General features: G+C 60.7%; 21 protein-coding genes. 12 read left to right on the forward strand and 9 right to left on the reverse strand.

The window, feature by feature from the left end:
• Positions 1–277 precede the first annotated feature (277 nt).
• Positions 278–1,027, reverse strand: coding sequence for a histidine utilization repressor (hutC, locus tag sake_RS00510; protein ID WP_238147503.1), 750 nt, complete (start codon positions 1,025–1,027; stop codon positions 278–280).
• A gap of 167 nt (positions 1,028–1,194) precedes the next feature.
• On the opposite strand from hutC, the gene hutU reads away from it, so the two are divergent.
• The 4 genes from hutU to hutH are packed head-to-tail and all read left to right on the forward strand — an operon-like array spanning position 1,195 to position 6,632.
• Positions 1,195–2,877 (forward strand): urocanate hydratase, encoded by a 1,683-nt coding sequence (gene hutU, locus sake_RS00515; RefSeq protein ID WP_129358362.1) that lies wholly within the window; start codon positions 1,195–1,197, stop codon positions 2,875–2,877.
• A complete protein-coding gene (gene hutI, locus sake_RS00520) occupies positions 2,874–4,067 on the forward strand; it encodes an imidazolonepropionase (protein WP_178945216.1) in 1,194 nt (397 codons plus the stop codon). The genes hutU and hutI overlap by 4 nt, the downstream gene beginning before the upstream one ends.
• Entirely contained in the window at positions 4,060–5,061 is a 1,002-nt protein-coding gene (gene hutG, locus sake_RS00525; protein ID WP_178945217.1) for a formimidoylglutamase, read from the forward strand. The genes hutI and hutG overlap by 8 nt, the downstream gene beginning before the upstream one ends.
• Complete coding sequence (gene hutH, locus sake_RS00530; RefSeq protein ID WP_178945218.1) at positions 5,058–6,632, forward strand: histidine ammonia-lyase; 1,575 nt, start codon at positions 5,058–5,060, stop codon at positions 6,630–6,632. Before hutG ends, hutH begins: the two co-directional genes overlap by 4 nt.
• 115 nt (positions 6,633–6,747) lie before the next feature.
• Here hutH and sake_RS00535 read toward each other — a convergent pair whose 3' ends face one another.
• The 3 genes from sake_RS00535 to sake_RS00545 are packed head-to-tail and all read right to left on the reverse strand — an operon-like array spanning position 6,748 to position 8,271.
• Complete coding sequence (locus sake_RS00535) at positions 6,748–7,149, reverse strand: hypothetical protein (protein ID WP_129358366.1); 402 nt, start codon at positions 7,147–7,149, stop codon at positions 6,748–6,750.
• On the reverse strand, positions 7,142–7,693 hold the full coding sequence (locus tag sake_RS00540; protein WP_129358367.1) for a hypothetical protein: 552 nt from the start codon (positions 7,691–7,693) through the stop codon (positions 7,142–7,144). Before sake_RS00540 ends, sake_RS00535 begins: the two co-directional genes overlap by 8 nt.
• Complete coding sequence (locus sake_RS00545) at positions 7,690–8,271, reverse strand: RNA polymerase sigma factor (RefSeq protein WP_178945219.1); 582 nt, start codon at positions 8,269–8,271, stop codon at positions 7,690–7,692. The genes sake_RS00540 and sake_RS00545 overlap by 4 nt, the downstream gene beginning before the upstream one ends.
• Positions 8,272–8,449: 178 nt before the next feature.
• On the opposite strand from sake_RS00545, the gene sake_RS00550 reads away from it, so the two are divergent.
• The 6 genes from sake_RS00550 to sake_RS00575 all read left to right on the forward strand — a co-directional run bounded on the left by sake_RS00550 (position 8,450) and on the right by sake_RS00575 (position 11,489).
• A complete protein-coding gene (locus sake_RS00550; RefSeq protein ID WP_129358369.1) occupies positions 8,450–8,914 on the forward strand; it encodes an Asp23/Gls24 family envelope stress response protein in 465 nt (154 codons plus the stop codon).
• 64 nt (positions 8,915–8,978) lie between these two features.
• On the forward strand, positions 8,979–9,161 hold the full coding sequence (locus tag sake_RS00555; protein ID WP_129358370.1) for a hypothetical protein: 183 nt from the start codon (positions 8,979–8,981) through the stop codon (positions 9,159–9,161).
• 2 nt (positions 9,162–9,163) lie between these two features.
• Positions 9,164–9,592 (forward strand): Asp23/Gls24 family envelope stress response protein, encoded by a 429-nt coding sequence (locus tag sake_RS00560; protein ID WP_238147504.1) that lies wholly within the window; start codon positions 9,164–9,166, stop codon positions 9,590–9,592.
• On the forward strand, positions 9,589–10,152 hold the full coding sequence (locus sake_RS00565) for a DUF6286 domain-containing protein (RefSeq protein ID WP_129358371.1): 564 nt from the start codon (positions 9,589–9,591) through the stop codon (positions 10,150–10,152). Before sake_RS00560 ends, sake_RS00565 begins: the two co-directional genes overlap by 4 nt.
• Positions 10,149–10,745: an alkaline shock response membrane anchor protein AmaP gene (gene amaP, locus sake_RS00570; protein ID WP_129358372.1), complete on the forward strand. Its 597-nt coding sequence runs from the start codon at positions 10,149–10,151 to the stop codon at positions 10,743–10,745. Before sake_RS00565 ends, amaP begins: the two co-directional genes overlap by 4 nt.
• Before the next feature lie 471 nt (positions 10,746–11,216).
• Positions 11,217–11,489, forward strand: coding sequence for a GlsB/YeaQ/YmgE family stress response membrane protein (locus sake_RS00575; RefSeq protein WP_129358373.1), 273 nt, complete (start codon positions 11,217–11,219; stop codon positions 11,487–11,489).
• Positions 11,490–11,606: 117 nt separating this feature from the next.
• On the opposite strand, the gene sake_RS00580 is transcribed toward sake_RS00575, so the two are convergent.
• Positions 11,607–12,668, reverse strand: a complete 1,062-nt coding sequence (locus sake_RS00580) for a hypothetical protein (RefSeq protein ID WP_238147505.1) — start codon at positions 12,666–12,668, stop codon at positions 11,607–11,609.
• 431 nt (positions 12,669–13,099) lie between these two features.
• Between sake_RS00580 and sake_RS00585 the strand changes: the two genes are divergently transcribed.
• Entirely contained in the window at positions 13,100–13,627 is a 528-nt protein-coding gene (locus sake_RS00585) for a DinB family protein (RefSeq protein WP_243155708.1), read from the forward strand.
• A 4-nt stretch (positions 13,628–13,631) separates the two neighbouring features.
• On the opposite strand, the gene sake_RS00590 is transcribed toward sake_RS00585, so the two are convergent.
• Complete coding sequence (locus tag sake_RS00590; protein ID WP_178945220.1) at positions 13,632–15,134, reverse strand: HAMP domain-containing sensor histidine kinase; 1,503 nt, start codon at positions 15,132–15,134, stop codon at positions 13,632–13,634.
• On the reverse strand, positions 15,131–15,892 hold the full coding sequence (locus tag sake_RS00595; RefSeq protein ID WP_129358375.1) for a response regulator transcription factor: 762 nt from the start codon (positions 15,890–15,892) through the stop codon (positions 15,131–15,133). Before sake_RS00595 ends, sake_RS00590 begins: the two co-directional genes overlap by 4 nt.
• Before the next feature lie 198 nt (positions 15,893–16,090).
• On the opposite strand from sake_RS00595, the gene sake_RS00600 reads away from it, so the two are divergent.
• Positions 16,091–16,435 (forward strand): hypothetical protein, encoded by a 345-nt coding sequence (locus sake_RS00600; protein ID WP_178945221.1) that lies wholly within the window; start codon positions 16,091–16,093, stop codon positions 16,433–16,435.
• A gap of 668 nt (positions 16,436–17,103) precedes the next feature.
• Here the strand turns inward: sake_RS00600 and sake_RS00605 are convergent.
• The gene (locus sake_RS00605; protein ID WP_129358377.1) at positions 17,104–17,700 is read right to left on the reverse strand and encodes a TetR/AcrR family transcriptional regulator; all 597 of its coding nucleotides are present in this window, start codon (positions 17,698–17,700) and stop codon (positions 17,104–17,106) included.
• A gap of 104 nt (positions 17,701–17,804) precedes the next feature.
• A complete protein-coding gene (gene argE, locus sake_RS00610) occupies positions 17,805–19,076 on the reverse strand; it encodes an acetylornithine deacetylase (RefSeq protein ID WP_178945222.1) in 1,272 nt (423 codons plus the stop codon).
• Between the last annotated feature and the right edge of the window lie 115 nt (positions 19,077–19,191).

Here is a 19,191-nt window from a genome sequence, read left to right on the forward strand (position 1 = left end):
GGTAGAGCCTCCTTTACCGTGAACGGTGTAGATGCAGATGGGGAAACGGTGTTACTCACCCCGCCCGATGCTCGGCGGTAGGCGTTGACGGGTCTGCCCTTTGCCTGCTTCTTCATTCCGGTGACAAAGGCAGTGGAGCTCGAGGAAGCGGGCACGGTGACGAACCACGACGTCAGAAGACCCGCGATCCCAGACTGTAGCTTCTGTGGACCTTTCGTGACCCTTGGATCTGCCGTATAGGAGCGAGGAGCTGTCGGTGATATGTCCCGGGGGGGGGCTAGGGTTGTCCGAATTCGCCTTCCAGGCGTCCGCGGGACCCGGGCTGGATGAGTCGGGCAAGGCTCACTAGGCCGTTCTGCGACCACGTATGTCGTCGTACGAGCAGGCATGGTTCGGTCGTTTGAATGCCCAGCAGACGACACTCCTCGTCGGTTGCCAGAATTGCCTCCACGACGTGTTTTCCGCGGGTCAGCGGGGCGACGCGGGTCAGGTAGTCGTTGGGTGTCGTCGTCGTGAAATCTTGGCCCAGATAATCAGGCGCTTCGCTGGGTGCGACGTAACGGTCTTCGAGTTGGAAGGGGACGTCGTTGTCATAATGAACCACCAGTGAATGGAAGATTCGACCGGTCAGGCTTTCTGCGGTGAGCCAGCGAGCGTCTTCTTCCACTGTCTCCTCGCGTGCGAAGAGCACCTTTGTCCGATGCGAATGGCCGCGTTCATGGATTTCGTCGGCGATGTTGCGGATTTCGACCAGGGATGTGGGCATCTTGAAGTCGGCGATGAAAGTTCCGACTCCGCGAACGCGTTTCAACACCCCTTCCGTGGCGAGTTCGCGGTAGGCGCGATTGATGGTCATGCGGGAGAGGCCGAGACCCTCGACGAGCTCGTTTTCGGAGGGGATCTGCTCGCCTGCTGTCCACTCGCCCGATTCGATTCCTGACAGGATGGCCCGCATGATTCGCCGGTAGGCGGGGCCACTATGGACGGCTTGAGTGAGGTACGACCTCGTGAGCTGTTGCGTGTCCACAGATCTCCTCGACTGTTTGACATCAGGTTGTATATACAGGATTATACGACGTATCGGACTTTGTGATCCACATTGCTTTTATAAGGCTTGCGAGAACACTTCGATCACTGGCATTCGGGGCGCACGGGCCCGGAATGCTCCATCCTAGCCATGAAGGAGAGAACGAAATGCACGAGGTTTCTTCACCGGAGCATCAGCCGCGTCCGGTTTCCGCACCACGAGGAACCGAGCTCAACACCTTAGGTTGGCAGCAGGAGGGTGCTCTGCGCATGCTCATGAACAACCTTGACCCCGAGGTCGCCGAGCACCCGGATGCACTCGTGGTGTACGGAGGGACGGGACAAGCCGCCCGGAACTGGGAATCCTTCGATGCCATCGTTCGCACTTTGAAGACCTTGAAGTCGGACGAGACGATGTTGGTCCAGTCAGGCAAGCCGGTCGGGGTTTTCCGGACCAACGAGTGGGCGCCCCGCGTCCTGATCGCCAACTCCAACCTCGTGGGCGACTGGGCTAATTGGGAGGATTTCCGCAAACTCGAGGCAGAAGGACTCATGATGTACGGCCAGATGACGGCCGGATCGTGGATCTACATCGGCACACAGGGCATCCTCCAGGGAACCTTCGAGACCTTCGGTGCCGTGGCCCGCAAGCGCTACGACGGAACCCTGGCCGGAACCATCACCTTGACCGCTGGGTTGGGCGGAATGGGCGGCGCGCAGCCATTGGCCGTGACCATGAACGAAGGTGTGGCAATCTGCGTAGATTGCGATGTCACCCGCATCGATCGACGCATCGAGCACAGGTACTTGGACGTCAAAGCCGACAACCTGGAACACGCTCTGGAATTGGCGGTCGAGGCCCGAGACGCCAAGAAACCCCTGTCGATCGGTCTTGAGGGCAACGCGGCCGAGATCTTCCCCGAGATGCTCCGGCGTGACGCCCCCATCGACATCGTGACCGATCAGACCTCCGCCCACGATCCCCTGGCGTATCTGCCCGTGGAGGTGCCCTTCGCAGAAATGAAACAGGAAGCTCAGCGCGATCCCCAGCTGTTCACCAAGAAGTCCCGCGAATCCATGGCCGCCCAGGTCCAGGCAATGGTCGAGTTCAAGGACCGCGGAGCCGAGGTATTCGACTACGGAAACTCTATCCGAGACGAGGCCCGCAAGGCCGGCTACGATCGCGCTTTCGAATTCCCCGGCTTCGTTCCGGCCTACATCCGTCCGCTTTTCGAAGAAGGGCTGGGGCCGTTCCGTTGGGCGGCTCTTTCGGGAGACCCTAAGGACATCGAAGCCACGGACCGTGCATTGCTTGAGCTGTTCCCTGACAATGATCATCTTCGTCGCTGGATCACCATGGCCGAGGAGAAAGTATCGTACGAGGGCCTCCCGGCCCGCATCTGTTGGCTCGGGTACGGAGAACGCCACCGTGCCGGGTTGAAATTCAACGAGATGGTGGCCAACGGTGAGCTGTCAGCACCCATCGCCATCGGACGCGACCACCTCGACTCCGGTTCCGTGGCTTCTCCTTACCGTGAGACGGAGTCCATGAAAGACGGTTCGGATGCGGTCGCCGACTGGCCACTGCTGAACGCCCTGGTCAATACCTCATCCGGTGCTTCGTGGGTTTCTATTCATCACGGTGGTGGTGTTGGTATGGGGCGATCCATACACGCGGGCCAGGTCTGCATCGCGGACGGCAGCGACATGGCGGCACAGAAGCTTGAGCGCGTCCTGACCAACGATCCCGGGATGGGCGTCATCCGTCACGTGGATGCCGGTTACGACCACGCGGCCGACGTCGCCCGGGAACGCGGCGTACGGGTGCCGATGACGGAAGGTGATGCATGAGATCGACCCTGCTGACAGGAATCACCGAACTCGTCACCAATGATCCGGAGCTGGGCCAGGGAAAATTGGGCCTCATCGATGACGCAGCACTCGTCATCGAGGACGACACCATCTCCTGGGTGGGGCCGGCCGGGAAAGCTCCCGCAACCGACGCCAAACACGACTTCCACGGGCGGGCGGTCCTGCCGGGCTTCGTGGAATCGCACTCCCACATGGTCTTTTCAGGGGACCGTTCGGAAGAGTTCGCCGCGCGGATGGCTGGACAGAAGTACACGGCCGGAGGAATTCGTGGCACCGTCAAGCACACTCGTGAAGCATCGGAGGAAGAACTCCGCAGCAACATGAGTCGGTTGCTGGACGAATCCCTGCGGTCCGGAACCACCACGGTCGAGTGCAAATCCGGCTACGGTCAGTCCGTCGAATCGGAACTGAGGAGCTTGCAGGTAGCCGGCTCGCTCACCGACGAAATCACGCTCCTCGCAGCCCACGTGGTCCCACCGGAATACGGGGGGAACACTGACGAATACGTCCGGGTGGCGTGCGAAGAAATCATTCCGCGGTGTGCTCCGCTGGCCCGCTGGATCGACGTGTTCTGCGAACAAGGCGCATTCGACGAGGAGCAGTCCCGTCGCGTCCTGAAAGCAGGGATGGAACATGGACTCACTCCGCGTGTCCATGGGAACCAATTGCACCAAGGGCCAGGCGTTCAGCTCGCGGTTGAACTCGGCGCGGCGTCGGTGGACCATGTGGTCCACATCAACGAGAAAGACATCGCGGCCCTCGCCGGTAGCCAGACCGTCGCTACCCTTCTTCCAGGTGCAGACTTCTCGACTCGGAACGAGTACCCGAATGCACGCGCCCTGATTGATGCCGGAGTCACCGTCGCTCTGGGGGCCGACTGCAATCCCGGAACCAGCTACACCACCAGCATGCCGTTCTGCATAGCCATAGCCGTTCGGGACCTGCACATGACCGCCGACGAAGCCGTGTGGGCGTCGACCGCCGGTGGTGCACGTGCCCTGCGACGAGACGACGTCGGCGTGCTGCGCCCCGGGGCCAGAGCAGACCTGATGGCTCTCGACGCACCGAACCACCTTCACCTGGCCTACCGGCCGGGAGTCCAGCTGGTTTCCTCGGTATGGAAGGCGGGCGAGCTCAAGTATTCGGCATCGGAGGTCAAGCATGACTGAAAAGAATGAACACCGAGACATCGACGTGGACGTTCCCGCCGTCGCATGGACCGGAAGAACGGATGGGGCAGGCCGCGAGCACCTCCGATGGCACCAGGTGGTCCGTCCTTATGAGTCCGGGAACTCCGATCACCGCGAGGGCGGCGTCGTATTCCTGGGTTTTTCGAGCGATGAAGGAGTCGAACGGAACAAGGGGCGTCGGGGGGCCGCAGAAGGACCGGCAGCCCTACGCGGAGCTTTGGGAGGACTCGCTCTCTCCGATCGGGACGCCGGTATCCGCGCGTGGGACGCAGGCACCGTAGCCGTGACCGACGAACGGATGGAGGAGGGCCAAGCGCGCTTGGGCGCTGCCGTGTCCGCGCTCCTCGATGCGGGACATCTCCCCGTCGTCCTGGGCGGCGGACACGAAATAGCCTTCGGAACCTACCTAGGCATCGCCCAGTCGGCAGTTCGACAAGACAAGAAACTCGGCGTCCTCAACCTCGACGCCCACTTCGATCTTCGGCCGGATCCCGTCCCCAGCTCTGGCACCCCGTTCCGGCAGATGCTCGAGGCCGAAGAGGCAGCCGAGACCGAGATGCAGTACACGGTGATCGGCATCAGCCAGCCCAGCAACACCCAAGTGCTCTTCGACACCGCACAAAAGTACGGCGTCACCTACATGCTGGACGAGGACTGTTCCGCCGTGGACCGAGAAAAAGTCCGGGCCTTCGTCACCGACTTCCTCGATGAGGTCGATCTGGTCTACCTGACCATCGATCTCGACGGTTTGCCCGCGTCAACGGCACCCGGAGTCAGCGCGCCCGCCGCGTATGGGGTGCCGCTCGACATTGTTCAATTGGTGTGCGACCTCGTCGCCACGAGCGGAAAGCTCGCGGTATGCGACGTGGCCGAACTCAACCCCCAGTACGACGTCGATAGCCGCACCGCGCGCACTGCCGCGCGTCTGGTGCACCGTATCGCGACGACTTCGCAGAATCAGGAGAATTCATGAGTCAGAATCGAGACAACAGCCAGGACGCCGGGCAACACGAGGTGGTCGTCGGGACGGGCCCGGTCAGTTTCCAAGACGTCATCGACGTAGCTCGGCACGATGCGACAGTTCGCATTTCCGACGAGGCGATCGAGGCCATTGAGGATTCGAGCGACCGAATCCGCGAATTGGCTGATTTCGAACGTCCCGTATATGGCGTATCGACCGGGTTCGGCGCGCTCGCAAGCCGACACATCCCTCAGGACATGCGCCGTCAGCTTCAGAGGAGCCTGATCCGTTCACATGCCGCCGGCTCCGGCCCGGAGGTAGAACGCGAGGTCATTCGAGCTCTCATGCTGTTGCGCCTCTCCACATTGGCCACGGGTCGAACGGGTGTCCGACCGGAGGTCGCCAAGGCCTACGCCGATATGCTCTCGGCCGGGATCACCCCGGTGGTTCACGAATACGGTTCCCTGGGCTGCTCCGGAGACCTGGCGCCTTTGGCCCACTGCGCGCTCGCGATCATCGGTGAAGGTCCGGTCAGGACCCGGGAGGGTGAACTGACGACCTCGGAGGAAGCCCTTTCCGCTGCTGGGCTGAAGCCCGTTGAGCTCGCGGAAAAAGAAGGGCTCGCCCTGATCAATGGCACCGACGGAATGCTGGGCCAGTTGGTTCTCGCGATTTCCGACTTGGACCGTTTGATGCGGTTGGCGGATCTCGCCGCGGCAATGTCGGTCGAGGGCCAGCTCGGAACGGATCGGGTTTTCCAGCCTGATCTCCAGGCCCTCCGGCCGCATCCGGGGCAGGCGGCTTCGGCCGCCAACATGACCTCAATTCTCGCGGATTCCGGAATCGTCTTCAGTCACAAGGGGGAAGACTGCACCTACGTCCAGGACGCGTATTCGCTGAGGTGTTCTCCCCAGGTTGCCGGGGCAGCGAGAGACACCATTGATCACGCCCGCACGGTCGCGACGCGCGAGTTGGCTTCTGCCGTCGACAACCCCGTGGTCACTCTTGACGGTCGTGTGGAGTCCAACGGAAACTTCCACGGCGCCCCCGTTGCCTATGTGCTCGATTTCCTCGCGATCGCTGTCGCGGACACTGCATCCATCTCGGAACGGCGTACCGACCGCTTCTTGGATGTCGCACGCAACCGCGGTTTGCCGCCCTTCCTCGCCGATGACGCCGGCGTCGACTCCGGGCATATGATCGCCCAGTACACTCAGGCAGCCATCGTCTCGGAACTCAAACGACTGGCGAATCCGGCTTCGGTTGATTCGATTCCTTCCTCGGCCATGCAGGAGGACCACGTATCGATGGGCTGGTCCGCGGCACGCAAGCTTCGCAAGGCGATCGATGGATTGACGCGGGTTCTGGCCGTCGAGATCCTCACCGCGGCCCGTGGGATCGAATTGCGGACACCCGAACCGGCTCCGGCAACGGCCCGAGTGATCGAGACGATCCGTGAAGCCGGCGTGCAAGGTCCCGGGCCGGATCGATTCCTTGCCCCGGAAATCGAGTCGGTTGTGCGACTGGTTTCCTCCGGCGACTTGCTGGATGCCGTGCAAACGGTAACCGGGAAGCTTCAGTAGCCGAGGAGCCCGAACCGTATCCTGGCAACGAAAACGGCCCGAAGAACCCCACGCGGAGTTCTTCGGGCCGTTTTCGTTGCTCAGGTCGGCGAGTGCGGGCTGCGGGGGGGGGTAACTATTCGACCTCGCGCACGCTGACCTGGTGCTTTCCCGGTTTGAAGCCGTGTTCGGTGATCGTCCGGTTGATCCGTGACGTAACCTGCTGGGCGATCGCCAACGCAGTACCCGGGGTGCTGCCACCGACCCATATCGCGACGGTCAGGGAAGCTTTTTCCTCTTCCACATCCAGACGCATTCCTTTGGTGTCCGGACTGCCCTGATCCCCCGTTACAGGTTTCTTCCAGAGGGTTCGCAAAAAGTCACCCACGTTGGGTTCCCGTCGCGTCACTCCGGGAACGGCGTCGACGACTCTTGCTAAGTCCGCGATCAATGCGGTCGTGCCAGTATCGTTCGGCTCGGCCCGCGAGGATCCGACAGGGCTTCCCTCGGCGGGTGCTTCTGGGCGGTGACTAGTCATAGTGCACATCCTCTACCGTGAAATCGACTTCTTCGACGCGAGCCCCGAGATTCCGGGAGACGGCGGTGATAACGGCCTCACGCACCGCGTCGTCGAGAACTCGGATATTCGTGGTCGGCGTGATGACCACGCCGATGCTCAGCGCAAGCGTTTGGTGGCCTTGCTCAGGCGTCTGGAGATTTCTGACCGCGCATCGGCGCGCCGTGAGCCCTGGGAAGGAATCAATGGCTTCCCTGGCGGTGCGAGCGATGAGCATCTGGCTGAAGGACACGGTCGCGGTCGGTTCCCGGTGGACGGGAATATCAGCACCGCGCCGGAGATTGGTTCGCGCGAAGTCGAGGACCCGACTTCGGGTATGCGCCTCGATCTCGAGGGAGCTGTCTGCCTGCTGGGCCTCCCGCGCGAGCTCATTCAGGTGAATGAGGCGTTCTCGGACTTCGGCGCAGTAGGGGCAGTCTCGTTGGTGGGAATCTGGTTCGGAATCTACGGTTTCCCACACCGACTCAACGGTGCGCCCGCATTCAAGGGACTCGTCGTCGGTCATTGCCATTCCTTCATCTCGTTGGCCAAGGTCTTGCGTGCTCGCGAGAGACGCCCTCGAACCGTGGCTTCGGGCAGCGCAAGGGTTCGAGAGATCTCGGCATAAGAAAGCTCCATCTGCTCCCGAAGCACCCAGCATTCCCGCTGTTCGCGGGGCAGTTTCTGCAACAGGATCGAGAGGGCATCCATGCTGGATTGGTTCTCTGCCTGTCTTTGAGGATCTGCCGACGCGTTCGTATCGGTCCACGCCGGGTTGCCGTCATTCGTTTCGTCGATCGGGACCGTGAATCCGTGCCGGGGAGACTTCAGGATGTCCTTGCAACGGTTCACCGCTTGACGGTACAACCACGTTGAGAACGCTTCTGGCGTTTCCAAGTACTCAAGTTTGAGCCACGCATTCATGAGTGATTCTTGAGCCACATCTTCGGCGTCGGCTCTGTTTCCGAGCATTCTGAACGCCAGGCGCAACAGCGGAGCCTGATACTTGTCCACCAGCCGTTCAAAAGAATCGACGTCGCCGTCTTGAGCACGAAGAACGAGTGTGGCTATTTGCGCGGAAGAGTCGTTTTCACCTTGGCTCATAAGCCCCCTCAATTCTCTTCGCCTTCCGGCGAGTGGAATCCACTACAGCCCATCCTTGCAGAAAGGACCCTCAAAAGGCGCCCCCAAAAAATTCTTTGAGAAATTCCGTGACGAATCGTCGGCTCGAGCGTCAGTATTAGTACAAGCCCGTTTCGACCAAAACAAGGGAGTAGAAATCATGGCTACTGAGAACAACGTCAAGAACGCACAGCAGGGCAGTGACGCCGAGCGCAACAGCCCTCTCCAGACACCACAGGGCAACACCACCATCAACGACACCGTCGTGCAGAAGCTTGCCGGTATCTCCGCACGTGAGGTTCCTGGCGTGTACTCGATGGGCAATGCAGCCCGCCGTGCTTTCGACTCCATTTCCGAGCGCATCCCGGGTTCGCAGACCAACGTCTCCGGTGGCGTGTCCGTTGAGAAGGGCGAGAAGCAAGCAGCTATCGACCTGAGCATCGTCATCGAATACGGAAGCTCCGTGGTCGAGATCGCCAATGGCATTCGCCGCAACGTGATCCGCACCGTTGAGCAGGCCACCGGCCTGCAGGTCATCGAGGTCAACATCGATGTCACTGACGTCCACCTCCCGAATGAGGAGAACGACGAGGACGATAACTCGAACGACCGCGAACTCCAGTAATGAGCGCGGGCCCCGAGCAACAGGTCTCGGGGCCCGATCTCGCACTATGGAAAGGTACATCAGCATGAAACCGAGCCAATTGGGACTCATCGTCGGCCTTGCGCTGGGCGTAGTCGCCTTCTTCGGCGGATTCTTCGCATTCCTTATTGCAGCGGTATTCGCCGTCATTGGTGCAGCCGTCGGACTCTTCATGGAGGGTCGCTTGGACCTTCGCTCCATGACGGGCCGCGGCTCTGACAGGAGGTAACGATGATGGCTAGCGCACATCGGCTGGAATCGACGCAAAGCGGGGAATCGGGACTGCCTGAAGGCTCCGAATCCACCGCCCAGCGCGGCAGCCTCGTTATCGCGGACCGAGTGGTAGAGAAAATCGCCGCGCAATGCGCCTCGGAACTGTCCGGGGTCGGAGGTCGCGAACGAGGTTTCCTCGGCGTGGGAGGCCACGCGGATCTGGATTCCCGCCCGCAGGTCAAGGTCGAGCTCACCGGCTCGATCGCAGTGCTCAGCGTGGACTTGGGTATCGAATATCCGCTTCCCATCGAGGAGACGACCGAGCGAGTCCGTGAGACTCTCGTGCGCACCGTGTCCGACATGGCTGGCGTCGAAGTCCGCCAAGTCGACATCCGAGTCAAGTACCTCGTACCTCAGCAGGGCCGACAAGAAAGGGTATTGCTGTGAAGTCACTTCGACGGCGCCCCTCTCGCGCCATACCGTCCGCGATAGTTCTGCTTCTGGCCTTGATCATAGGCCTCGGCTTTATCTGGGCCGGTATTCAGAAACTGTCCACAGGTCAATGGTGGCCCCAGCTGAGCAGTGCGGCCGACTCCGCGTCATCGGCATCATGGAATTCACCGTGGGGGTGGGTGGCGGCAATCGTTGCCGCGGTCCTGGGGCTCATCTTGTTGCTGTGTGCATTCTTGCCGGGCGGTTTCAACGCCGCCCAGCTGAAGAGGCAGCAAGCGGCAAGTGGGCACTCTCGCGGTCCCGTCGATGCGGTCGTCAGCAACCGCGGACTCGCGACTTTGGCATCTTCTGCGGCTTCGCAGGTCGACGGTGTTTCGGGGGTCAAATCCTCCGCAACCGCCAAACGGGTGCTCGTCAACGTGACGACGCCGCTGCACGAGACCACGAGCCTCGAGGAAGAAGTCAGGGCAGCGGTCGAGGAACGACTGGCTTCTGCTGACCTTGTGCGTTTCCCCAAGGTGCGGGTCAGTGCACAGAGCAAGGACGTGTCATGAAGAAAACCGCTGGATCTACCAACCGGACGTGGCTCGCGATCATAGGATTTATCCTTCTCGCGGCCGGGGTCCTCTGGGCTGTTACGGCCGGAGGCCTGCTGGCCGGAGCGGGAGAGCAATGGGAGTCATCAAGCCGCCCCTTGCAGAACGCTTCGACCGTCCTCGACGCCCCATGGCTGGCATCGGCGCTGATCGTGGTCGGTGTGATCCTGATGCTCTTCGGTCTCTGGTGGCTCATCCGTCAGATACCGCGGAGTGGGGGATCGTCGACTTTCCGTTTCCAGAAGGATCCCAAGCGTGGGTTCACGCTTGTGGAGCCCAAGGTCATCACCGCGGCCGTAGCCGAGCACATCGAAGATCTCACGTACGTCACGGACGCCAAGGCAGGCCTCAAGGGCCAACGAACCAATGCCGAACTCGTCCTGGACGTTACCGTGAACGAGCGTGCTGACCTCAAGGAAGTCACGAGGGAGATCCGAGAAGAGGTTCTTCCTTCAGTGGCCCGAGTGTTGGGCAATCCCCTGGGAAGCGTGGGAGTCGTGTACACGGTTTCGCGGCAGTCCCGCTCCAAGCGACAGGTCACGCTGCAGTAACGCAAAAGGTTCGGTCGTGGAGCTGTCCGGATTGGCTGCCGTCAAGTGATGGTGGCCAATCCGGATTTCATTGGGGGAGATCCACGTCCGCTGCCGCCCTCTGCGCAGGGCGGACGGTGAGGCCTGCGATTGAAAACGGGCAGGCCTCATTTAACTCTGCCTGGGCTCGATACCCGGTGTTTCTTTTGGAAGTACATTCGCGGCGAAGGTGGCTGGGGCACACATTACAAGGATTTGTGCACATCTCAGAGGGCTTGACAGAAGTTACTGAACCGTAGATTAGCTGTATTTTCAAATTCAAAAAATAATTCAGGCGCTCGGATATTCGGCAAAACTCCTTGGCTCGGTTTCGAGAACCAAAATTTCAAGAAGAGCTCTAAAACTTGGCTATGGCAACCCGGGTCTTAGCAGGTATCCTGAAATCAGAGCCAACACCAGGACATACGTAATTACTCGCGAAAGGTAAATATCATGGGACTAGGTTTTATTGGCTGGATCGTCATCGGAATCATCGTCGGTGCGCTCGCTAAACTCATCATGCCGGGGCGCCAGGGCGGAGGAATCATTGTCACGATGATCCTCGGCATCGTGGGCGGCCTCTTGGGCGGTTGGATCGGCGGAGCGATCTTCGGAGTTCACGGAAACGGGTTCTTCTCGTTGACCACGTGGCTCCTCGCGCTCGTCGGCTCGTTGATCGTGCTCTTCATCTGGGGTCTGATCTTCGGCCGCAAGAACCGCGCATAGCGGCGAATAAACTCAACAAAAGCGGGGGCGGACCGGTAACGGTCCGCCCCCGCTTTCGTATGCCGTCATCGACAAGCTCTCCCTCTTGCCGAGAGGGCAATGAGGGCCTCAGGGGAACTAGTCCTCGTCCTTGTCTTTGCTCAAAACCCGTTGGCGTTCGCGCTGTCCGTGGGTCAAACGTTGCAGATCTGTCTCGGAGTCGAATCCGGAGCCCAGGCCGCCGGCGATGACGCCCATTGAAGCGCTCAGCCACGCAATATTGAGGTAGTTGCTCAAGTGCGCGGGCATGCCCAGCGTCTTTTGCATGAAGTCGGGATCGATCACGACCAAGCCGCCGAGCAGAATGAGGACGAATAGCATGAGATAGAGGCTGGCTATGGAAATGAGCAGGGTGACAACCGTCGAAACGTTGTACAACGCGACCACTCGGGCAAGCCGTTCTTGTACGGGAGCATCCCACAAGCGGTTGCGCAGGATGAGCCAGGCCGTCATCACCAAGATCGAGACCAGGGTGATGATGGCCAACCGCAGGCCTGACAGCGATTCTGCCATTTCCCAGATAGAGCTGTAGAAGATGCCGAATGCGCCCGCGGCGGAGGCTGCCGTGAGAGCGCTGGAGAGCCGGGGAACCGTCTTCCACGGTTGGTTGGACATGACCATTCCCGCAACGGTGCGCGGGGCACCGGTCCACGTGTGGGAGTAGAGCCGGGATATCTGATCCTGATCCTGGCCGCCCCATTCATTCCAGCCCTGAACGTTGTTTCCTTCGGATGAGGAGTTCTGCACGAGGGATTCGACGCCGCGCCCGATGACGTCGACGAGCCGCCTTTTAGGGTACAAGACGCCCATGGTGGGACACGAAATGATCAGGATCCCCCGGGAGAAGTCCGTCTGTGCGACCACAGGCCGTCCGCTGTGGCGGAGCGGCATTTCAGTGAGCAGCACGCGGACGGCGTAGTCGACATCGCGGGCTTCCTCCGGAAGATCCAGCTCGCTGGTAACCTCGTTCTCGGGAGTCACCGGAATGAGGTGTTTGATGTGGTTGACCTCGGTCTGGTGCCCGAGGATGTCTCCCAATCTGGTCTTGATGCTCGACAGTGAATGTTCGATTCTTTTGGTCGGCAATCCGGGATCGGAGACCAAAAGGATTTTCGGGGTCGAATCTGACGTTGTGTGCACAGTGGTGGTCCTATACGCCGAGGTGCCCACGCACGAGTGGGCCGGATGTTCGCAATAGATTTTCTTTGCCGTGCGTGACCAGGCAACTCTCGCACGAGAGATGGTCTGCACGTGAAGCCGCACCACGCGGCAAAGAGCGCCCGTGAGAAAGCGATGGCCTCGCAGCGCAGCGAGACAGCGGTGGTCGACGGCGAAGAGCGCTCAGATGAGGGGCCGGTACCAGAACATCAGTTCCGGTACCGGCCCGGTGCCTGGGCAGGTGAAGCGTACAAGAAAGCTGCCCGGGGTCACCCCCGAACGGTTCTTGAGCCAACACACCGCTCGAGCAACAATAACCTTACTCAAACCGCGCTGACTTGGGCAAATAGCCGTTCGAGAGGTCGTGGGGCTCCGGAGATGGGACGGGGTTACGGCGTCTCGAGGCGGAGCGTATGGTCGAGACTATGGATGCGATCACAATATTGAAAGACTTGGCCGGCCGTCCTTCCGAAGTCGCAGCGCGACTCAAGGACAGAGTCAGCCCCGAAATGCTCAACGCTCACCCCGGCGACCACGACAACTCGATCGCCTGGTTAGTGTGGCACACCGCGCGGGAGATCGATGAACAGGTCAGTGAGCTTTCCCAACAGGAGACCGTCTGGGTTTCCCAGGGCTTTGGCGATCGATTCGGCTTGGACCTGGAACCACACGAACTCGGTTTCGGCCAGTCCGGTGACAGGGCCCGGTCCATCCAAGTGCAGGACGTGGATCTGCTTTTCGAACATCTCGATGCCGTGGTCAAAGCTGAGCTCGACTACATCGATACCTTGAGTGACGAGGACCTGGGAGCGGTCATCGACGACAACTGGGATCCGCCAGTGACCAGGAGCGCTCGTTTGGTCAGCGTTTCCGAAGACGCCCTTCAGCACCTAGGGCAGGCCACCTATATCACGGGGATGGACACGTCCGTCTTCCAGTAGTCGATCACTCGGTGGCCGCGAGCAACGGTAACCTCACCTCGAACTCGGTGTGACCGGGCCGGGAAGTCAGTGAAATGCCGCCGTTGTGGGCTTCGACGATCGCTTTGACGATGGCCAGGCCCAAGCCGGTCGTGCCGACTTCACCTGAGCGGGCCTGGTCGGCGCGTGCGAAGCGGGCGAAAATCTTTTCCTGAAATTCGGGTTCGATTCCCGGGCCGTTGTCGGTCACGGCCAATACCGCCTCCTGCCGATCCGCCGATGTACCGAGCCGCGTGGCGACCCATGTCCCGGGATCGGTATGCTTCCGGGCGTTGGAGAGAAGGTTGAGCAGAACCCGCTGAAGCTGCCGGGGGTCGCCTTGTACTACCACGGGATCCTCCGGAAGTTTCAGCTCCCATTCGTGGTCAGGGGCCGCAACCTGGAGATCGGAAACGTTTTCGATGACGAGTTCCGTGAGATCTACACTTTCCCGTTCCGGCTCCCGGCCCTCGTCGAGACGGGCCAGAAGCAAGAGGTCCTCGACCAATCCGGCCATCCGCTGGGATTGAGAGTCGATACGCCCCAAGGACTTCTCACCTTCCGGCGTGAAGTCCTCAGTCCATTTGAGGAGATCGGAATAACCACGGATCGCTGCGAGCGGGGTCCTCAGTTCGTGGGACGCGTCCGCAATGAACGCCCGCATCTTGTCCTCGGACTTCTGGCGGGCCGTCAGCGCCGACCCCACGTTATCGAGCATCCGGTTCAAGGCATGTCCGACGGCGCCCACCTCCGTGTCCTGATGTGCATCCGGTGCGGCCACCCGGCTCGCGGCGGGCAACTGCCCGGATTCCAGATCAAGCCGCGAGACACTCGTAGCCACCGAAGATACCCGTTCGAGGGGCTTCATGGTTCGGCGGACAGCGATGGACCCGAGCAGACCCGCGAGGAGCAGAGCGGCGACGGATACCCCCAACATGATGGCTACCAACGTGCTCAGGGTCCGGTGGACCCCTTTGAGGGGCAGGCCGGTCAGAACGACCTGACCCGAATGGTCCAGTTCCGAGACCACCAAGTAGTCGCCCTGGGAAAGATCGACCTTTTGTGACGCGTTCCCCGGCCGGATATTCTTCAAGGTCTGCCGGTCCGACTCCGTGAGCTTCACGGCTGATCCACCCGTATCCAGAAAGCCCCCGGCGACGAATTGTCCATCGTCGATCCGCGCATTCAGGGTGCCCGCCGCCTGGCCGGGCGCGTTGAGCGGATTCGGCGCTGCTTGCTGCGCCCCGTCCGCCTGATCAGGGCCCGCCCCGGAGAAATTGGTCGCGCGGCTCGAGGCCTCGGACAATTGTGAGTCCAGTTGGCCGGTGAGGGTCGCGTTCATGGCACCGTAGCTGACGAGCCCGATGACCAAACAGGCCAAACCCAGGAGAAGCATGAGGATCACAATGAGCCGGGTGCGCAACCGCCAGGAACCGGGGTTGAAAGCAGGGGACCTCCGCGGACCGCTGGAAGCGTGGGATCCCGTCATTGGGCCGCAGGTTTGATGACGTAGCCTGCGCCGCGCACCGTGTGGATCATGGGTTCCCGATCAAGATCTATTTTCTTGCGCAGGTAGGAAATATACAGCTCGACGATGTTGGCCTGGCCGCCGAAGTCGTATTTCCACACGTTGTCCAAGATCTGGGATTTCGAGACCACGCGCCGCGGATTCTCCATGAGGTAACGCAGCAGCTCGAATTGAGTCGCGGTCAACTGGATCTCTTCGCCTCCGCGCGTCACCTCCCGAGTGTCCTGATTCAGGACGAGGTCTCCGACGACCAGCTCTGCGTCGTCGATTGCGGCGACGCCAGAGCGCTGGACCAAACGGTGAAGACGGATCATGACCTCCTCCATCGAGAAGGGCTTGGTCACGTAATCATCGGCGCCCGCAGCCAGGCCCTCGATGCGATCGTTCACGGCGTCTTTCGCGGTAAGGAACAGGCACGGAACCTCCGGCTGGGCCCGCCTGATCCTGGAGAGCAGCTCGAGTCCGTCGTAGCCGGGCATCATGATGTCCAAAACCAAAACGTCCGGGAGGAAGCTCCGTGCCGCGTCGAGGGCCGCCGGGCCGTCACCCGCGTGCTGGACGTCCCAGCCGATCATCTTGAGGCCGACGCTGATGAGTTCGGCAAGCATCGCCTCGTCGTCGACAACGAGCGCGCGGATGGGGCTTCCGTCCGGGTGCTCCAGGGCCGGTAGATTCTTGGCGATGTGTGCAGCCGAAGAGGGTTCGGGGTTATGGCTCATGGTTCACAGACTAGTGGCCTTCAGCGTGCATCCGTGGGTCGAATCCGTCAAAACCTCAATGTCACAGACACGCTTTCGTCCTGTCACAGCTGGCTCATAAGTTGACCGCCCAGAGTCGAGACGTACCGGGCTGTTGACCGGCTGGTCCAGCCATCGCGGTAACCCGGGCGGGGCCTCCCCGGCCGATAGAAAGGACGAATGATGATTTCGAAGACACCCAGCGACCCAAGGGGCGACAAACAGCAGTTCGTGCCAGCGGACGTCGAGATGCACCGAAGGACCGGGTCCAGCGCCTCTGGCCGACGCACCGTGCCCACCGGTCGGATCACGTCCCGCACCACGTATCCATCGACGAGTAACGCCGACATGCCGACCTGGGGATCGCCGGCCTCCGAGTGGAACGAGTATCGGGGGAATGACACCTCGAAATGGTCCAAGAGAAGAACGATGGCGACCGTGGCTCTTGCTCTCGCCGGGAAAAACCCGACCATCGGCGGCGCACAAGGCGAGGAACCACCGACCTCTGGGCAAGTGGGAGCATGAGCGTGTAGTTTTTAAATCGCGGGAACAAGGCATTGGCGCAAACGATGCGTTGATCGATTTCATGCGATAAAGTAGTTCACCGTAGATAAAACTTGTACCGTCCGGTAACCGGACGGTACGCCGAACGCCCCGAGCCCTCTCCCTAGGGCCTGAGAAGTTTTCGAGCTTCTTAAGGTACGCTCGGGGTCGAAGAGGCCCGTGTTTGTGGTTGTGGTTCCCCCAAACACGGGCCTCTTCTCTATGTGCGGCTGACTCGTCGGCGGTTTTCGTGTCCATAACGACGGTCGACAATCCGCGTAGCAAACTGCTCCTATGTGACTCCGGAGTCACCGATGAAGCACAGTACATTGCTATAGCTGACCTCACCGGGGTGGCACATGTTGGGCGCACGAGACCGCGACAACACGGAACTCAACTGCATCTCACCGACGTTCTTCCGGAATTCAGGATGCCGGACGAGTCTCTGTCGGGCGGCGCCCAGCCCCTCTGTTCACGTCCATCTGGGTGTTCGCCCTGATATCACGCCAAGCCTCGGGCTGGGTGCCGTAGCTCCGACGGATCGTGCTCCCTGGTGGTTCCGTTGCAGCGGTGCTGTTTCCGTGGCGTGCGGCGAATATCTGGCCACGACCATCGGGCAGCGCGGGTGGGTCGGCTGTTGAGAGAGCTCGTCAGTCGTCCATGTGGTGTATGCCGCCCCATGCGAAGCGAATCAAAACCTTGCTCAGCTCGTTCTGTTCCTCGGGGGTTTCGGCCCCCGCGATGACCTTGGAAGAAGTCAGCGCGGCGCTGATGATGGCCTCGGCGCAAAGCCGGCAGGCCGCCTCCTCCGTGAACTTGGATTCTTTGAGGAGAACTTGAGTCAAGGTGTCGACGAGCCCTTCGCGGAGCCTGCTCACGCGCTCGTCCACGGCCGAGGTATTCAGCATGTCCGACTCGAACAGAATCTTGTAGCGATCCGGTTCCCGGATCACGAAATCCGTGAGGACCTTGATGGAGCTCTCGGTGCGTTCTTCCGAGGACAGTTCGGCATGCAAGGGGCCATGGATCATGGACAGGAACTTCTCGACGCAGTCGTCCACGACCGCCAGGTACAAGTCGTCCTTGCTTTTGAAATACCGGTACAGGAACGGTTTTGAAAGGTTCGAGGTCTCCGCAATTTCATCCATGGTGGTGCTGTAGAAACCGTTGTGAGCAAAGGTAGCCAGCGCGGTCCCTAGAATGAGTTCGCGAGCTTGCTCATGTTCCATACGCCGCTTTCGGGGCATGTCATCTCCTTCAAATACGTGTGATGTTTGCACCTACCCCGGCCAATAATTCTTGGATAAAAACTACTCGCGCGGCATGCACTGAACGGTTGGCTCCGGTCGGTTTACGCCTTGGATTTGTTCAGAATTTCTATCATAAATCGTTCACATGCTTCGATTTGGGACAGTTCAACCCATTCATTCTCAGTATGAGCCTGAGAAATAGAACCCGGACCGCACACAATGGCCGGTATGCCGGCTTCGTAGTACTGTCCGCCCTCGGTCCCGTAGGAGACGTGTGTCGACTCGCCGCCGCCGTCGAGCACTGCCCCGAGCTCTTCCGCAAACTTCACGATGGGTGCGTCCGTGGATGTGTTGAGGGCCGGGACTCGTGCCAGAACCTCGAAGTCGACCCCTACCTTGCCGAGGGCCTTCTCATCCGCGCCATCGAGGGACCGAACCCTGGCCACCTCGTCCTTGAGTGCCGGTTCGATTTCTTCGCTGAGGAATATGCGGATCCTCTCGGCGAGTTCCTCGGGCTCGGTTCCGGGGACAATCCGGAAGTCGTATTCAAGAACGCACTGGTCGGCCACGATGTTGTAGGCCGAACCACCTTGGGCGAAGTTGACGCCGCCGGTGGTGTACGTGATGTTGAAACCCTCGACCCTGGGCCCGTTGTCGCGGAGGTCGTCAACCAGTCCGTTGAAGAAGTGAATGAACTCGCCCGCGTAGCGGACGGCGTTGATTCCAAAAGGAGCGAGAGAAGAGTGCTTGGGCACTCCGCGGAAGGTCAAGCGGCCGCGTTGCGGAGCCTTGTGGGCGACGACGATGTTCATCAATGTCGGTTCGCCCACGATCGCGTACCGCGGCTTGACGCCCCGTTGACCGAATTCCTCAATCATTCGAGGGGCGCCCAAGCAGCCGAGTTCTTCGTCGTAGGTGAAGGCGAAATGGATCGGTTCGGCAAGTTTGGCCTCGATGACCTGGGGCAGGAGCCACAATGCGACCCCGATGAACGACTTCATGTCCGCACCACCGCGAGCATAGATCTTGCCGTCCTTGATCGTCGGTGTGAAGGGATCCGTGTCCCACGGCTGCCCCTCTACGGGCACGACGTCGGTGTGGCCCGATAGGAGGACTCCGCCGCTCGTCTCGCCGTTCTCGGTCGGGACCGTCGCGAAAAGGTTGGCTCGCTGCCCGTCATCGGAGTAAGTGCGATGTGTGGCGATCCCATGGCGCTGGAATTGGGACTCGATGAACTCGATCAACTCCAGGTTCGAGGTTTCGCTCATCGTCGGGAACCGGAGGAGGCGGTCGATCAACTCGTACGAAGAAGGAAGGTCGGCCGAATTCTTGACCTGCGTGTGCAGTTCCGTGGATTGCTTGATATCGCCCATAGGATCAGCCTAGCCGGTGGTCTTCGCTCACGAAGAAGCCAGTGCTTTCAGGGCCTGCAGGCTCATTCAACAGTGAGAAGTGCTGGGTTGCCGCGTGCAGAACGGCATCAAAATT

It is taken from the genome of Kocuria sp. TGY1127_2 (genome assembly GCF_013394385.1).
Lineage (GTDB): Bacteria > Actinomycetota > Actinomycetes > Actinomycetales > Micrococcaceae > Rothia.

What these genes read in the sequence shown, in the direction of transcription:
- hutU (WP_129358362.1), top strand. Translation starts at nt 1,195, where the DNA reads ATGCACGAGGTTTCTTCACCGGAGCATCAGCCGCGTCCGGTTTCCGCA.
- hutI (WP_178945216.1), top strand. Translation starts at nt 2,874, where the DNA reads ATGAGATCGACCCTGCTGACAGGAATCACCGAACTCGTCACCAATGAT.
- hutG (WP_178945217.1), top strand. Translation starts at nt 4,060, where the DNA reads ATGACTGAAAAGAATGAACACCGAGACATCGACGTGGACGTTCCCGCC.
- hutH (WP_178945218.1), top strand. Translation starts at nt 5,058, where the DNA reads ATGAGTCAGAATCGAGACAACAGCCAGGACGCCGGGCAACACGAGGTG.
- sake_RS00535 (WP_129358366.1), bottom strand. Translation starts at nt 7,149, where the DNA reads ATGACTAGTCACCGCCCAGAAGCACCCGCCGAGGGAAGCCCTGTCGGA.
- sake_RS00540 (WP_129358367.1), bottom strand. Translation starts at nt 7,693, where the DNA reads ATGACCGACGACGAGTCCCTTGAATGCGGGCGCACCGTTGAGTCGGTG.
- sake_RS00545 (WP_178945219.1), bottom strand. Translation starts at nt 8,271, where the DNA reads ATGAGCCAAGGTGAAAACGACTCTTCCGCGCAAATAGCCACACTCGTT.
- sake_RS00550 (WP_129358369.1), top strand. Translation starts at nt 8,450, where the DNA reads ATGGCTACTGAGAACAACGTCAAGAACGCACAGCAGGGCAGTGACGCC.
- sake_RS00555 (WP_129358370.1), top strand. Translation starts at nt 8,979, where the DNA reads ATGAAACCGAGCCAATTGGGACTCATCGTCGGCCTTGCGCTGGGCGTA.
- sake_RS00560 (WP_238147504.1), top strand. Translation starts at nt 9,164, where the DNA reads ATGATGGCTAGCGCACATCGGCTGGAATCGACGCAAAGCGGGGAATCG.
- amaP (WP_129358372.1), top strand. Translation starts at nt 10,149, where the DNA reads ATGAAGAAAACCGCTGGATCTACCAACCGGACGTGGCTCGCGATCATA.
- sake_RS00575 (WP_129358373.1), top strand. Translation starts at nt 11,217, where the DNA reads ATGGGACTAGGTTTTATTGGCTGGATCGTCATCGGAATCATCGTCGGT.
- sake_RS00585 (WP_243155708.1), top strand. Translation starts at nt 13,100, where the DNA reads ATGGTCGAGACTATGGATGCGATCACAATATTGAAAGACTTGGCCGGC.
- sake_RS00590 (WP_178945220.1), bottom strand. Translation starts at nt 15,134, where the DNA reads ATGACGGGATCCCACGCTTCCAGCGGTCCGCGGAGGTCCCCTGCTTTC.
- sake_RS00595 (WP_129358375.1), bottom strand. Translation starts at nt 15,892, where the DNA reads ATGAGCCATAACCCCGAACCCTCTTCGGCTGCACACATCGCCAAGAAT.
- sake_RS00600 (WP_178945221.1), top strand. Translation starts at nt 16,091, where the DNA reads ATGATGATTTCGAAGACACCCAGCGACCCAAGGGGCGACAAACAGCAG.
- sake_RS00605 (WP_129358377.1), bottom strand. Translation starts at nt 17,700, where the DNA reads ATGCCCCGAAAGCGGCGTATGGAACATGAGCAAGCTCGCGAACTCATT.
- argE (WP_178945222.1), bottom strand. Translation starts at nt 19,076, where the DNA reads ATGGGCGATATCAAGCAATCCACGGAACTGCACACGCAGGTCAAGAAT.